The 13,852-nt window shown below is 65.7% G+C and carries 14 protein-coding genes and 1 tRNA gene; 8 read left to right on the forward strand and 7 right to left on the reverse strand.

Annotation, left to right across the window (positions count from 1 at the left end; genetic code table 11):
- Positions 1–5 precede the first annotated feature (5 nt).
- The 7 genes from fliP (at position 6) to csrA (ending at position 6,364) form a co-directional block, all read left to right on the forward strand.
- Positions 6–887, forward strand: coding sequence for a flagellar type III secretion system pore protein FliP (gene fliP / locus NF551_RS02305; RefSeq protein ID WP_227896139.1), 882 nt, complete (start codon positions 6–8; stop codon positions 885–887).
- Positions 887–1,162: a flagellar biosynthesis protein FliQ gene (gene fliQ, locus NF551_RS02310; RefSeq protein WP_227896138.1), complete on the forward strand. Its 276-nt coding sequence runs from the start codon at positions 887–889 to the stop codon at positions 1,160–1,162. Before fliP ends, fliQ begins: the two co-directional genes overlap by 1 nt.
- Position 1,163: 1 nt before the next feature.
- Positions 1,164–1,922, forward strand: a complete 759-nt coding sequence (locus tag NF551_RS02315; RefSeq protein WP_227896137.1) for a flagellar biosynthetic protein FliR — start codon at positions 1,164–1,166, stop codon at positions 1,920–1,922.
- Positions 1,923–3,056 (forward strand): EscU/YscU/HrcU family type III secretion system export apparatus switch protein, encoded by a 1,134-nt coding sequence (locus NF551_RS02320; RefSeq protein WP_227896136.1) that lies wholly within the window; start codon positions 1,923–1,925, stop codon positions 3,054–3,056.
- Positions 3,053–5,104 (forward strand): flagellar biosynthesis protein FlhA, encoded by a 2,052-nt coding sequence (locus tag NF551_RS02325; RefSeq protein ID WP_227896135.1) that lies wholly within the window; start codon positions 3,053–3,055, stop codon positions 5,102–5,104. The genes NF551_RS02320 and NF551_RS02325 overlap by 4 nt, the downstream gene beginning before the upstream one ends.
- Complete coding sequence (locus NF551_RS02330) at positions 5,079–6,053, forward strand: hypothetical protein (RefSeq protein ID WP_227896134.1); 975 nt, start codon at positions 5,079–5,081, stop codon at positions 6,051–6,053. The genes NF551_RS02325 and NF551_RS02330 overlap by 26 nt, the downstream gene beginning before the upstream one ends.
- Positions 6,054–6,115: 62 nt before the next feature.
- Entirely contained in the window at positions 6,116–6,364 is a 249-nt protein-coding gene (gene csrA / locus NF551_RS02335) for a carbon storage regulator CsrA (RefSeq protein ID WP_227896133.1), read from the forward strand.
- 227 nt (positions 6,365–6,591) lie between these two features.
- Here csrA and NF551_RS02340 read toward each other — a convergent pair whose 3' ends face one another.
- The 7 genes from NF551_RS02340 to tmk form a co-directional block, all read right to left on the reverse strand.
- Complete coding sequence (locus NF551_RS02340; protein WP_227896132.1) at positions 6,592–6,939, reverse strand: hypothetical protein; 348 nt, start codon at positions 6,937–6,939, stop codon at positions 6,592–6,594.
- A gap of 240 nt (positions 6,940–7,179) precedes the next feature.
- Positions 7,180–8,637, reverse strand: a complete 1,458-nt coding sequence (locus tag NF551_RS02345; RefSeq protein ID WP_227896131.1) for a benzaldehyde dehydrogenase — start codon at positions 8,635–8,637, stop codon at positions 7,180–7,182.
- 57 nt (positions 8,638–8,694) lie between these two features.
- Positions 8,695–8,859: a hypothetical protein gene (locus NF551_RS02350; RefSeq protein WP_227896130.1), complete on the reverse strand. Its 165-nt coding sequence runs from the start codon at positions 8,857–8,859 to the stop codon at positions 8,695–8,697.
- Positions 8,860–9,008: 149 nt separating this feature from the next.
- Positions 9,009–9,081: transfer RNA gene (locus NF551_RS02355), tRNA-Thr, on the reverse strand.
- A 93-nt stretch (positions 9,082–9,174) separates the two neighbouring features.
- Positions 9,175–10,746 carry an alpha/beta hydrolase gene (locus NF551_RS02360; protein WP_227896129.1) on the reverse strand — a complete coding sequence of 524 codons (1,572 nt, stop codon included), beginning with the start codon at positions 10,744–10,746 and terminating at the stop codon, positions 9,175–9,177.
- Positions 10,747–10,791: 45 nt separating this feature from the next.
- Positions 10,792–11,934, reverse strand: coding sequence for a DNA polymerase III subunit delta' (locus NF551_RS02365; protein WP_227896128.1), 1,143 nt, complete (start codon positions 11,932–11,934; stop codon positions 10,792–10,794).
- Positions 11,931–12,572 carry a dTMP kinase gene (gene tmk / locus NF551_RS02370; RefSeq protein ID WP_227896127.1) on the reverse strand — a complete coding sequence of 214 codons (642 nt, stop codon included), beginning with the start codon at positions 12,570–12,572 and terminating at the stop codon, positions 11,931–11,933. Before tmk ends, NF551_RS02365 begins: the two co-directional genes overlap by 4 nt.
- Before the next feature lie 126 nt (positions 12,573–12,698).
- Here tmk and NF551_RS02375 point away from each other — a divergent pair, with 126 nt between their 5' ends.
- Complete coding sequence (locus tag NF551_RS02375; protein WP_227896126.1) at positions 12,699–13,847, forward strand: trans-sulfuration enzyme family protein; 1,149 nt, start codon at positions 12,699–12,701, stop codon at positions 13,845–13,847.
- The last annotated feature ends 5 nt before the right edge of the window (positions 13,848–13,852 follow it).

The following is a 13,852-nucleotide window of genomic DNA, read 5'->3' on the forward strand; positions in this document are numbered from 1 at the left end:
AGACCATGACGACGGCGCTGCCCGCCGCCCCTGCGCCCGGCTCCGCGCCGTGGGCCCCCCAGCTGCGCAGGGTCATCCTGGGCACTGTGCTGATCCTGGCGGCTGCCTTCGCGCTCCTGCTGGCCGGTGCCACCGCCGGACACGCCACTACTTTTGACCCCGCTCCGCCGGCGGCACCCACCGCCCCCGGCGCGCCGTCGGACCCTGAAGAGACCGGCGGATTCTCGGTGGACATCAACGGTGTAGACGGAACGCCGTCCACGGCCGTCGTCACCCTGATCGGCATCACGCTGCTCTCCGTGGCACCTGCCCTGCTGCTGATGATGACGTCCTTCACCAAGATCTTCGTGGTCCTGGCGATGACCCGGAACGCTCTCTCCCTGCCGTCCATCCCGCCCAACCAGGTGCTGGCCGGGCTGGCACTGTTCCTCTCGCTCTTCATCATGGCGCCGGTCCTGACCGAGATAAACTCCCTGGCCGTACAGCCCTACCTCAACGGTGACTTCACGTTCAACGATGCCTTGTCCGCCGGATCCGGCCCGCTGCAGCAGTTCATGCTGGCCCACACCCGCGAAGAGGATATTGCACTCATGACCCGGGCAGCTGACCAGCCGAACCCGGAGAACCCGGAAAGCGTCCCGCTGACCACCCTCATCCCGGCGTTCATGATTTCCGAACTCCGGGCTGCCTTCATCATCGGCTTCGTCATCTTCATTCCGTTCCTCATCATCGACCTGGTGGTCGCCGCAGCACTGATGTCCATGGGCATGATGATGCTTCCCCCGGTCATGATCTCCCTGCCGTTCAAGATCCTGCTCTTTGTGCTCGTGGACGGCTGGGGACTGATCATCACCTCGCTGGTCAACAGCTACCAGGGCGGCGGCTGATGGATACCAGTGCCGTCCTGGACATAGGCCTCCAGGGACTGTGGGTTGCGGCCAAGCTCGCGGCACCGGTGCTGCTGACCGCGCTGGTGGTTGGTTTCTCGGTGTCCCTGGTCCAGTCGATCACCCAGATCCAGGAAGTGACGCTGTCCTTCGTGCCGAAGGCTCTGGCCGTCTGCATTGCGCTGCTGGTCTGCGGACACTGGATGATCACCGAAATGATTACCTTCACGCAGCAGCTGTTCGAGAAGATCCCGTCACTGCTCGGCGGGGGATGATATGAACATCACCATCGACCAGGCATGGCTGGAAGCGGTGATGCTTGCCGGTGTGCGGATGGTGGCGTTCCTGATCATCGCTCCGCCGTTTTCCTACAACGCCTTCCCGGGACGGGTAAAGGCAATGCTGGCCATCGGCCTTGCCCTCGCGGTCGCACCTCAGGTGTCCGAAGGGTACGCAAACCTTGGCACCGCCGCCTACATCACCAGCCTGGTGCTGGAGTTCGTGGTTGGTGCCGTCCTGGGCTTCCTGGTCCTGCTGGTTTTCTCCGCAGTACAGTCCGCCGGCCAACTGATCGACCTCTTTGGCGGCTTTTCCCTGGCCCAGGGCTTCGATCCGCAGTCCATGGTCAACGGCGCCCAGTTCACCCGGATGTTCCAGATCACGGCACTGGCCCTGCTGTTTGCCTCGGACGGCTATCAGCTGATCATCATGGGACTTTCGCGCAGTTTCACGGCCCTGCCGCTGGCGGGCGGGATCGACCTGGCGGACCCCGCGCAGGCAATGATCTCCGGCGTGAGCAATATGTTCGTTGCTGCCGTCCAGATCGCCGGACCGCTGCTGGTGGTCCTCTTCCTGGCTGACGCCGGACTGGGCCTGCTCACGCGTGTGGCCCCGGCACTGAACGCCTTCGCGCTGGGCTTCCCACTGAAGATCTTGCTCACGCTGAGCCTCATTTCCATTGTTTTCCTGGCCCTGCCCCGCGTTGTTTCGGTGCTGGTCCAGGAAATCGTGCGCACGCTGGCGGGGGTGGGATAAATGCCGGAACAGGACTCCGGAGAGCGGTCAGAAGCCGCCACGCCGAAACGGATGAAAGAGGTCCGGGACAAGGGCCAGCTGTCCCGCTCGGATGACCTCACCGCCTGGGTAGGCGTGGGCGCAGCCGCGGTCATGATGCCCACAACCATCAGCCGGGGCGCTGACAAAGGCGCAGAAACGCTGATGCGGGTGGATTCAATTACCGGGAATCCCGATCCGCTGGCAGCGCTGCGGATGTTCCAGGACTCGCTGGGTGGACTGGTCTACATCATGGGGCCGCTGCTGTCAGTGGTCGTTGCCGCAGTCCTGGCCACGGCAGCGCTGCAGGGCGGTATCCACTTCAAGAAGTTCAAGGGCAAGTACGAACAGTTCGACATGGTCAAGGGCATGAAACGGGTCTTCGGCGGCCAGGCGATCTGGAACGGCGTCAAGGCGCTCCTGAAGACCGCCGTCGTCGGCCTTGTCCTGTACTTCGTGATCCAGAACCTGATGCCCGTCCTGATGACCGCCGGCGGCATGTCGATTACCGCCTTGCTGGCTGAAGCCGGCGGGGGAGTTGCCACGCTGCTGCAGTTCGCTGTTGCGGCCGGGCTCGCGCTGGCGGGAGCGGACATCCTCATGGTGATGCGGCGTAACCGGAAACGGACCCGCATGACCAAAAAAGAGGTCAAGGACGAAAACAAGAACACCGACGGCGACCCCCTGGTGAAGTCCCAGCGCCGTTCACGCCAGCTGGCCATGAGCCGGAACCGCATGATGGCCGCTGTAGGCGACTCCGACGTCGTACTGCTGAACCCCACCCACGTTGCCGTGGCCCTGAAATACGAACCGGGCAAGTCCGCGCCCCGGGTCGTGGCCAAGGGTGCCGGAAATATTGCCGCCCGCATCCGTGAGGAAGCCGAAGCCAAGGGCGTACCCATGGTGCGCGATATTCCCCTGGCCCGTGCCCTGCACTCGGCCTGCGAACTGGGCCAGGAAATCCCGGTGGAACTGTACAACGCCGTGGCCCGCGTCCTGGCCTTCGTCATGGCACTGAAGAACCGCGGCGCCGCCGCCGGGGTGCACACCATGGCCCCCGACCCCTCTGCTACCGCCCCCGCTCCCGCCCCACAACACCGTAAGGCAGCACCGTGAACCGCAACCTCCTGAAGCTCACCATCCCTGTGGGCGTGATCGGAATTATCCTGCTGCTGGTGGTCCCCGTGCCCGCCGGCCTGCTGGACGTGCTGATCATCATCAACATCCTGCTGGCACTGGTGATCCTGCTGACCACCATGTTCGTGAAGAAGCCGCTGGACTTCTCCGTGTTCCCCTCCATGCTGCTGGTCGCAACCCTGTTCCGGCTGGGCCTGAACGTTGCGTCCACCCGCCTGGTGCTGGGCGACGGGTATGCCGGGCAGGTCATTGAAGCCTTCGGGCATGTGGCCGTCGGCGGATCCCTGATCATCGGCGCGGTGATCTTCCTGATCCTGGTCGTGATCCAGTTCGTAGTGGTCACCAAGGGTGCGGAGCGCGTGGCCGAAGTCGGCGCCCGCTTCACCCTGGACGCGATGCCGGGCAAGCAGATGGCAATCGACGCCGACCTCAACGCCGGTCTCATCACGGATATCCAGGCCCGTGAACGCCGTGCCGAGGTTTCCGCGGAAGCCGACTTCTACGGCGCCATGGACGGTGCTTCCAAGTTCGTGAAGGGCGACGCAATTGCCGGCCTGATCATCATCATTATCAACATCGTGGGCGGCATCGCGATCGGCATGCTGCAGCGCGGCATGTCCGCCGGCGAGGCGATCGACACCTACACGCTGCTGACCATCGGCGACGGCCTGGTCACCCAGATTCCGGCCCTGCTGATGGCTGTCTCCACGGGCATGATCGTGACCCGGTCCAACGCCGAATCGGATATGGCCTCCACCGCCTCGGCGGAACTGAGCCAGTCCCGTAATGCGCTGATGATCGCCGGAGCGGCGGCGATCGTCATGGCCCTGATTCCCGGCATGCCCAAGATTCCCTTCATTGTGATTGGCGCCCTCCTGATCTTTGCCAGCCAGCGGGTCAAGGCACGGGAGGCTGCAGAAGAAGCGGCCGCGGCGGATCCGGTTGCACAGCTCACCGGTGCACCAGCCTCGGACACCACCGAGGACCTTATCGAGCAGATGCGCGTCCACGCCCTGGAAGTGATGCTCTCGCCGGACCTTGTCGGCATCGTCACCGGAGGCTCGGATGACCTGCTGGCCCGAGTGCGGGCGCTGCGGCGCAAGATTGCGCTGGAACTCGGCGTCGTGGTTCCCCCGGTGCGCACCCGCGACAGTGTGGACCTTCCGGCCTCCACCTATGTGATCAGGATTGCCGGCGTCGAAGCCGGCCGGGGAGAGGCGCCCGCAGGCAAGGTGCTGGCCCTGGGCGACTTCCTGGACGGGCTGCCGGGCGTTGCCACCGTGGAACCGGTGTTCGGCCTGGCCGGCAAATGGGTGCCGGCGGAGATGCGGCATGCCGCGGAGATGGCCGGCGCCACCGTGATCGACCGCGTCTCGGTGCTGGTCACGCACCTCTCGGCGATCATCACCGCGAACGCTGCGCGCCTGCTCACCCGTGAAGACGTCCGTGTGCTCACCGAAGGGGTCAAGCAGGTCAACCCGTCGGCCGTGGATGAACTGGTGCCGAACGTGCTCTCGCTGGCCGAGGTCCAGCGGGTGCTGCAGGGCCTGCTGGCCGAACAGATTCCGATCAACGACCTGCCCCGCATCTATGAGTCGCTGCTGCTGAAAGCGAAGTCCTCGCCGGAACCCGAAGGGCTGATCGAAGCGGCGCGGCAGGCTCTCGGACCGGCCCTGGCCGCCCAGTACATCAACTCAGGCGTGCTGCGCGTGATCATGATCGATCCGTCGCTGGAGCAGTCGATGCTGGAGAACCTGCGCCCTTCCGACCAGGGGACGCAGATCCTCCTCGATCCCACTCGCATCGAGAATATAATTGCGTCACTTAAGACTACTGTTGCCACTGTGGAGAACGCTGGGCACAGTGCCGTGCTGGTCTGCGCCCCGGCGCTCCGTCCGGCTATCCGGCGCCTGGTATCGGCGCAGGCCAACGGGCTGCCCGTGCTGTCCTACCAGGAAGCCACGGCAGCCAACGTCAATATTGAAACAGTAGGAGTGCTCCGTGGAACCGAGACGATTTCAGCTTGAGGGCCCTTCCCTTGATGCGCTGAAGGCGAAGATCCTTGCGGAACACGGTCCGCGGGCCCGGATCGTTGCCGCCGAAAAGGTCACGGTAGGCGGTATCGGCGGGTTCCTGGCCCGGCAGCACTACGAGGTCACCGTGGAGCTGCCGCCGCGGGGGCGCCGGGCTGCTCCTGTGGACGCCGACCTGCCCAGCCGGGCAGGCATCGGAGCGCTGCTGGCGAGCGCCGAAGAGGCGGAGAGCGACTTCCGCCCCCAGTCTCCGCCGCTGCCCGGTCTCTCAACAGAAACCAACGCCTTTGCGGAACTGATCGCGGATCTCTCGCAGAATACCGGCGCGCCGGCCCAGGCCCCTCAGACGCCGCGTACCCCTGAACCGCTGCCGGCACCGGTTTCGTTTCCGCAGCTGTTCCCTGAGGCTCCGGAACCGGGTCAGCCAGCCCGCGCCGGCACCCAGGACGTGCCGGCGCCACTGGAAGGGGCAGGCGACCTCATCATCGTGGTGGGGCTGGGACAGGACGCCATGCTGGTGTGCGAGTCGATGGCCGCGGCCGCCGGCTTCAGTGCCCAGGCGCTGCGGGCAGCCGGCACCGTTGACGGCCCGGGTGTGGGCCGCGCCGGTGACCGGAGGGCCGTCGCGACAGCGAGGGCGGCCGGAGTCCTGGCAGGCCATCCCATTTTCCTGGCTTACGGGGCAGGCCGCGGCGTCAGCGAGATCGCGCGCCACACCACGCTCATCGCAGCTCTGGCGCCGGACCAGCTCTGGGTCGCCGTAGATGCCGGACGCAAACCCGAAGACACTGCTGCCTGGGTGAATGCCGTCCGGACCGCCTGCGCGGTGGACGCAGTTGCCGTCGAAGGACTTGAAGGGACCGCCACGCCGCAGAGCGTTAATGTCCTGGGACTGCCCGTCGGCTGGGTCGACGGGGCCCCCGCACAGGCATCCGTGTTGTAACTATTTCCTTGCGGAAGGCCGGACAAGGTTAATGCCCGGCGTGCTTGGGATAGAGTGAACAAATGCTCGTGCTAACGCGGAAATCAGGAGAACAGATCCTGATTGGTGATGACATTGTCATTACTGTGCTCGATTCCCGCGGCGACGGAGTCCGCATTGGCATTGACGCCCCGCGCGGCGTGAAAATCCAGCGCCACGAAGTGGTGCGTGCCGTTGAAGAAGCGAATGTCGCGGCCACCGCCGAAATCCCCGACGCCGAAGAGCGCATCAAGGCGCTGCTCAGCAGCCGACGGCCCGACGCCGATAAATAGTCCTTTTCCAGGGTGCTTCCCAGAGTGCAATGCTCCGGCGTGCAGGCGAATGCTTCCATCCTTTAAATCTTTAAATGCCAAACCCCGGCACTCATTGGGGTAAGTGCCGGGGTGGCGAGCCAGTACCGTCCGCGGACGGGCGGCCGGTACAGCACATGCAACTGTGCGGCTCGTCTTTGCAGTATTTACGAGGGGATACTGCAGTTCCTTCCAGGGGAAAGTCTGTTTTAGCTGCCTGCGCGCACCTTGGTGGCGAAGAGGCGCAGGGTCCGGCGCGCGGGGGCTTCCATCTTGCGGCGGGAGCCGGCTACGTGACGCTGTGCCTGGCCCTTGTCAACGCGGGTGCCGTAGTAGTCCTGCAGCACGCGGCGCTCATGGGTGGAGCAGCGGACTCCCGGGTAGCGGTAGCCGCGGATGACCCAGTAGCCGGTCTTATCGGTGGGACGGGTATCGCTGGCCCATTCGGGGACGAGGCGGCGGTTGCACTCACCGCAGAGCGCGGCGACGTGGGAATCCCGCTGAACATCTGTGTACCGCTTTACCAAAACCTCGGTGCCGGCGTTCCATGCGTTCACGTTGTCCCCCCAATGTCTTCGCGGTCCCTGCGGACCATGTGCCGAATTGCTGATGGGTATGACGATATAGAGCCACACCCCGGTAAACGCTCAAGTTCGGCGCGCACCAGGCGCAATGTTTCCTGAAGATTCCCTTGAGCAAATCTTGAGCCAACAGTGAGCTTTGCTCCAGGCAGCAGAAAGGGGCGGCCGCCAGTGGAGGCCGCCCCTTTCTGATTCCCGGCAGGGAGGGGATTTGTCCTAGAAGGGGTAGGACGCGATTTCCGGGCGCATGGTGAGCCACTGGATTTCCGTGAAGGACTCCATGTTGGCTGCGGCGCCGCCAACGCGTCCGCCGTTGCCGGAGTCCTTCACGCCGCCGAACGGTGCGTTGGATTCGTCACTGACGGTTTGTTCATTGATGTGGACCTTGCCGGATTCCACGCGGTCAGCGATCTTCACGGCCATGCCGACGTCGCCGAGGATGGACAGGGACAGCCCGTACTCGCTGCCGTTCGCCAGTTCGACGGCTTCATCCACGGTGCTGAACTTCATGACCGGCGCCACGGGACCGAAGATTTCCTGCGCCCAGGCCGGGTTGTCCGGGGTCACGTCCGCCAGCACGGTGGGCCGGTAGAACAGGTTCTCGCTGGTGCCGCCGGCCATGAGCCGGGCACCTGCCGCCACGGAGTCCTGGACAATGCCGTCAATCTTCTTCAGCTGGTTCTCGTCGATGATCGGCCCCAGGGCCACCTGTCCGTTGGCCGGATCTCCGACCGGCAGGTTGGACGCCTTCTCGGCAAGGGCCGCAACGTACGCGTCGTAGATGTCCTCGTGGACAATGTGGCGCCCTGTGGTCATGCAGATCTGGCCCTGGTGCAGGAAGGAACCGAACGCGGCCGCGGAGGCAGCCTTGGCCACATCCGCGCCGGGCAGCACGATCATGGCGTTGTTCCCGCCCAGTTCAAGATGCGCGCGCTTGAGCAGGCGTCCGGCCGATTCCGCGATCTTGCGTCCGGCAGCCGTGGATCCGGTGAAGGCGATGACCCGGACTTCGGGAGCCTGGACTACGGCAGCGCCGATCTCCGCCCCGCCCGGAAGCAGGGAGAGCAGGCCCGCCGGGAGCCCGGCCTCTTCAAAGATGCGTATCAGCGCCACGCCCCCGCACACGGCAGTGCGGGGGTCCGGCTTCAGCAGGACGGCGTTGCCCAGAGCCAGAGCCGGGGCCACGGCCCGGATGGAGAGGATCAGCGGGAAATTGAAGGGGGCAATCACGGAGACGACGCCGGCGGGCCGCCGGCGGGCCATCGACCAGCGCCGTTCGTTGGACGTCAGCACCTCGCCCGCGGGGAGTGCGGGGAGCGCCGAAGCGTCATAGCACTCGTTCGCGGCGCTGTGCGTTTCCAGCCCGGCCTTGGTGGGAATGCTGCCCGATTCGCGGGTAATCCAGGTGCCGATTTCTTCGGCATGCTCCTCCCAGAGCAGGCCTGCCCGGCGAAGGACTGCGGCGCGCTCTTCAGGCTTGCGCGCTGCCCATTCCCGCTGCGCCGCGGCGGCAATGCGTGCGGCTTCCTGAACGTCTTCGACCGAGGCCACGCCGTAGCTGCCCAGCGTGTTGCCAGTCGCGGGTTCGACGGCATCGGCTGAACCGGCGCCGCCCTTTCGCCAGCCGTTTACGTAAAGGTTGTCTGTCCAGATCGACGGGTCGAGCAATGCCATGGGATTCCTAGCTGTCGGTTGGTGCCTAGGCAAGGAATTATCCCAGAAGCATCCGGGTCAGGGCACGCCGTCCGCCGGGCTGGGATCCCTGTGCCGCCGCAGCCGGGCGGCCTGCCGAAGCAGGCGGGCCAGGCCGGCAAGCCCAAAAACCAGGGGCATCAGCGCGATGATGCCGGCTACGGGATCACTGACGAACAACAGGATGCTGATGCCGAAAAACACATGGAGTCCGTACCCCGCGGCCTGCACGGGCCCGGAACGTTTCTTGAATGCCGCGGCGACGGTCCTGATGGTGGCTCCCCGGAAAATACAGCAGATGGTGGTGCAGCGAAGCCCCCGGAGACCGTGGTTTCCGGGGGCTTCGAATCGTGAGCCTCCTGCCAGAATCGAACTGGCGACCTTCTCATTACGAGTGAGACGCTCTACCAACTGAGCTAAGGAGGCAAGCTTCATCTGTCCGTCAACGGCCAGAATCCACAAGGAACAACTTTATACGGCGGGAGCACCCGGGTCAAAACGCCGGGGTCTGCCTCCTGACTAGGAGCAGACCAGCCCGTCCTGGGGGACCGTGCCGTCGATGAAGTAATCATCCACGGCATCGGCAATGCACTGGTTGCCCCGTCCGTACGCGGTGTGTCCTTCGGCCTCCCACGTCACCAGCACTGCTGAGTCCAGCTGGCCGGCCAGGGCCTGGGACCACTCGTACGGAGTCGCCGGGTCGCCGGTGGTGCCGAGGACCAGGATCGGAGCTGCTCCTTCGGCAGCGATCCGGTGCGGTTCGCCGGTGGGCTCATGCGGCCAGGCTTCACAGGTCAACCCGCCGTAGGCGAGGAAACGTCCGAGCGTGGGGGAGGCAGCTTCCAGTTCGGCGGCGTCGAGGTCCATCTGGGTCCGGTCGGTTTCCATGGGATAGTCCAGGCAGTTCACGGCGCTGAAGACTTCGAAGGAATTGGACGCGTAGGAGCCGTCTTCCTCCCGCTCGGCGCCCAGGTCGGCCAGCATCAGGATGGTCGTCGGGTCGCCCCGCAGCGCGGAAGAGAGAGCCTGCGTCAGTGCCGGCCAGTTGGCGTCGTTATAGAGCGGAAGGATGAACCCGCTGACAAAGGTGGAGGCCGTGACCGTCCGGCCGTCCGCGGCAGTCATCGGGCTCACCTCGACCGAAGCGATCAGGTCGCGGATCGTTTCCACGGCGTCGTCGACAGTGCCGCTGAGCGGGCAGTTCGAGGAAGTCAGGCAGTCTTCGACATAGGCGCGGATGGCCTTTTCGAAGGCACGGGCCTGTCCCAGGGTGATCTCCTCATTGCTGGCTGAGGGGTCGATTCCGCCGTCGAGCACCATCCGTCCCACCGTCTTCGGGAACAGTTCGGCGTAGGTGGCGCCCAGGAAGGTGCCGTAGGAGAACCCGAGGTAATTCAGTTTCGAGTCCCCGGCGACGGCCCGCAGGATGTCCATGTCCCGTGCGGCGCTGGCCGTGTCGACGAAGCCCAGCAGGTCCCCGGACTCCTCGGCACACTGTGCCGCGTAGTCCGCCGCATTCGCCCGCGCCTCCTCGAACCCGGCATCAGTCGAGGGATCAAACGTCTCGTTGCGGGAGGCATCCAATTCTTCATCGGTGAGGCAGTCCACCGGCGTGGAACGTCCGACGCCGCGCGGATCGAAGCCGAGGATGTTGAAGTCATCGCGCAGCCGGCTGGTTGTCACGCCTTCGAGCGATTCGAGCACCGTGTCATATCCTGAGCCGCCGGGCCCGCCGGGGTTTACCAGGATGGTTCCCTCCGCGGTTCCGCCTGCCTCGGAGAGGATCACTTCGAGTTCGATGCTGTTGTCCCGGGGATTCGAATAGTCCAGGGGAACCTCGATGGAGGCGCAGAGGTAGGAGTCTTCGCAGGAATCCCAGACCACCTCCTGCATGTAGTAGGACTCAAGCTCCGCGGGAACGTCCCCGATGACTTCCGGCGCCGCGGACTGGGTGCCCCGCTCCGGCCCTGCGGACTCACCGGGAACACAAGCCACCAGGGAAGCGAGCACGACGGCGGCGGATCCGGCTGCCGCGGCGCGGCGCAGGCTGCGGGCAGACAGAGCCCTGGGACGGCGTCGTGCTGGGGTCATGGGTGCGGCTCCTGGGTCCTGGGCGGGTCTGGTGCGAAACAAGTGTTACAGCAGGCTGACGGCCATCGCTTCGATGGCCAGCAGCGGGGCGACGTTGGTGGTGACCAGCCGGCGCCGGACGTCGTTGATCTCCTCCATGCGGGCCAGGATCACTTCTGCAGTGTTCCGTGAGGCAAAGTCCTCCAGCTCCGGGCGAAGGGACTCGTTCACCAGGTCCGTGCCCGAGTCCAGGGACAGGACCAGGGCATCGCGGTAAAAGGAGAGCAGGTCTGTGAGCGCCCGGTCGAAATAGTCGTTCTTGGAACGCTTGGCCCGCCGGATTTGGTCCTCTTCGAGGCGTTTGACCTGGCTGCGCATGGACGGAGGCAGGGTCCCGGTCTCCGGTGCGCCGAGGGAGGCGAGCAAGGCGGCCTTCTCTGCGGCGTCGCGCTGCTCAAAGGAACTGGAGGCCTCTGCCTCCGCGAGGGCCACCAGGTCCGCAGCAGCTTTCATCGCTCCGGAGACGCTGCGCAGGGACAGCGGCAGCCGCACGATCTTCTCGCGCCGGGCCCGGGCGCCCTCATCGGTGGCCAGGCGCTTGGCAATGCCAATGTGGCTCTGCGCTGCCCTGGCAGCTCCCATGGCGACCTCCGGATCGATGCCGTCACGGCGCACCAGCAGTTCGGCGACGTCGTCCACCGGAGGCAGCCGCAGGCCTACCGGGCGGCAGCGGGAGCGGATGGTCACCAGCACGTCACCGGGACTCGGTGCACAGAGCAGCCAGATGGTCCGCGGCGGCGGCTCTTCAATCGCCTTGAGCAGGACGTTCGTGCTGCGTTCCTGCATACGGTCCGCATCTTCGACGATCATCACGCGCCACCGGCCGGTGGAAGGCTTGTCCTGCGCCTTCTTCACCAGCTCGCGGGCCTCCTCGATGCTGATGGTGACTTTTTCGGTGGTCACGGATGAGACGTCAGCATGTGAGCCGGCCAGGGCGGTGCGGCAGGCCCGGCATTCACCGCAGCCACGCTCGGCGGGGTCGGCCTGTTCGCACAACAGTGCTGCGGCGAAGGCGCGGGCAGCATTGGACCGTCCGGAACCGGGCGGCCCGGTGAAAAGCCATGCATGGGTCGGCTGGCCCTCGGCGGCGGCGCGGCGCAGCTGCTCGACAACCGGTGCCTGGCCCTGGAGGTCATCCCATACCGTCATGGCAGCAGGGCGCCGATCCGGGCGAGGATCTGGTCCGCCAGTTCGGCAACGGGGGCCCTGGCATCAAGCACCAGATAGCGTTCCGGCGACGCTTCGGCCAGGGCAAGGAAGGCGGCGCGGATGCTGCCGTGGAATTCATCCGGCTCGGACTCCAGCCGGTCCTCGGCGCCGGCGGAGGCTGTCCGGCGGGTCCGGCCCGATTCGGGGTCAACATCCAGGAGCACCGTGACGTCCGGGACCAGGCCTTCGGTTGCCCATTCGTTGACGTGGCGGACCGGGTCCGTGCCCAGGGCGCGGCCTGCACCCTGGTAGGCCACGGAGGAATCGATGTAGCGGTCGCAGACCACGACGTCGCCGCGTTCCAGGGCGGGCCGGATTACCTGCTGAACGTGTGCGGCCCGGGATGCGGCAAAGATGAGGGCTTCGGTGCGCGGATCGATCTCGCCGTGGCCGTGTTCAAGGACGAGCGCGCGCAGCTTTTCCCCGACGGGTGTCCCTCCGGGTTCACGGGTGCGGACCACGGTGCGGCCGGCATCCTGCAGTGCCTGGGTGAGCAAAGTTGCCTGCGTTGACTTGCCGGCGCCGTCGCCGCCTTCGAACGCGATGAAGAGTCCAGCGGAAGGTTCAGAATTACTCACCCGCCTAGCCTACCCAGTCAGGCTGGGAACCGGCTGCGGGGTGCCATGCGCCCTCTGTGTCCGAACGTGACAGGCCGCGGCGAAACACTCGGCGTCCGCGCTCCGCTCCGGTCTAGGCTAAGTGCCATGAGCACAACCACGGGTCCCCAGCACGCCGGACTGTCCCCCGAAACAACTGTCGTGTCCGCCGGCCGCCCCGAGCGGACAGCAGATTCGGCAGTCAACCCGCCCATTGTCCTGACGTCCACCTTCCTGGGCACCAGGGCAACCCGCGAGGGGGACAGGGTGTACGGCAGGTACTCAAATCCCACCTGGGATCCGTTCGAAGAAGCACTTGGCACCCTGGAGAACTCCGAGCTGCCCGCTTTGGTCTACTCCTCCGGGCTCGCAGCCGTGATCGCAGCGATGTCCCTGCTGCCAACCGGCGGGACCCTGGTGATGCCCCGGCATACCTATCAGGGTTCGCTCGTGCTCGCGGCGGGTGAGGCACAGAACGGGCGGATCAACATCCGGACCGTGGACATTGCGAATACGGAAGAAGTGGTCGCCGCCCTCGACGGTGCAGGCATGCTCTGGATTGAGAGCCCCACCAACCCCATGCTCGAGGTAGCGGACATTCGTGCGCTGGCGGATGCCGCCCATGCCGCCGGCGCGCTGGTGGTAGCGGACAACACCTTCTCGACGCCGCTGGTGACCCGGCCCCTGGACCTGGGGGCCGACGTCGTCGTCCATTCCGTCACGAAGTACCTTTCCGGCCATTCCGACGTGGTGCTCGGCGCTGCCGTCACCTCGGATCCCGAACTGCGCGCACAGCTGTTGACGTACCGGTCCCTGCACGGCGCGGTGGGTGGACCCTTTGAAGTGTGGCTGGCACTGCGCGGGCTGCGCACACTGGCACTGCGGGTTGAGCGTTCCATGGCTACCGCCATGGAACTCGCCCTTCGGCTGCAGGACCATCCGGGCGTTGAAGCAGTCCGCTATCCCGGGCTTCCCGGCGATCCCGGGCATCTCCGGGCCGCGGAACAGATGGACGGCTTCGGTTCCATCGTGTGCATTGAGGTGGCGGGAGGCGCCGATGCAGCCGACGCCGTCACGGAGAAAGTCGGGATCTGGCTGCCGGCCACCTCGCTGGGCGGGGTGGAGTCACTGATCGAACGCCGGCGCCGCCAGCCCGCCGAACCCGTCTCCGTTCCGGAGAACCTGCTGCGGCTTTCGGTCGGAATCGAGAACGTCGAGGACCTGTGGAGGGACCTCGATGAGGCGCTTCCGCGGTAGGCTGT

This window comes from Arthrobacter caoxuetaonis (assembly GCF_023921125.1).
Classification (GTDB): Bacteria; Actinomycetota; Actinomycetes; order Actinomycetales; family Micrococcaceae; genus Arthrobacter_B; species Arthrobacter_B caoxuetaonis.

What these genes read in the sequence shown, in the direction of transcription:
- NF551_RS02365 (WP_227896128.1), bottom strand. Translation starts at nt 11,934, where the DNA reads ATGACGGTATGGGATGACCTCCAGGGCCAGGCACCGGTTGTCGAGCAG.
- NF551_RS02360 (WP_227896129.1), bottom strand. Translation starts at nt 10,746, where the DNA reads ATGACCCCAGCACGACGCCGTCCCAGGGCTCTGTCTGCCCGCAGCCTG.
- csrA (WP_227896133.1), top strand. Translation starts at nt 6,116, where the DNA reads ATGCTCGTGCTAACGCGGAAATCAGGAGAACAGATCCTGATTGGTGAT.
- NF551_RS02345 (WP_227896131.1), bottom strand. Translation starts at nt 8,637, where the DNA reads ATGGCATTGCTCGACCCGTCGATCTGGACAGACAACCTTTACGTAAAC.
- NF551_RS02315 (WP_227896137.1), top strand. Translation starts at nt 1,164, where the DNA reads ATGAACATCACCATCGACCAGGCATGGCTGGAAGCGGTGATGCTTGCC.
- fliQ (WP_227896138.1), top strand. Translation starts at nt 887, where the DNA reads ATGGATACCAGTGCCGTCCTGGACATAGGCCTCCAGGGACTGTGGGTT.
- NF551_RS02375 (WP_227896126.1), top strand. Translation starts at nt 12,699, where the DNA reads ATGAGCACAACCACGGGTCCCCAGCACGCCGGACTGTCCCCCGAAACA.
- fliP (WP_227896139.1), top strand. Translation starts at nt 6, where the DNA reads ATGACGACGGCGCTGCCCGCCGCCCCTGCGCCCGGCTCCGCGCCGTGG.
- NF551_RS02320 (WP_227896136.1), top strand. Translation starts at nt 1,923, where the DNA reads ATGCCGGAACAGGACTCCGGAGAGCGGTCAGAAGCCGCCACGCCGAAA.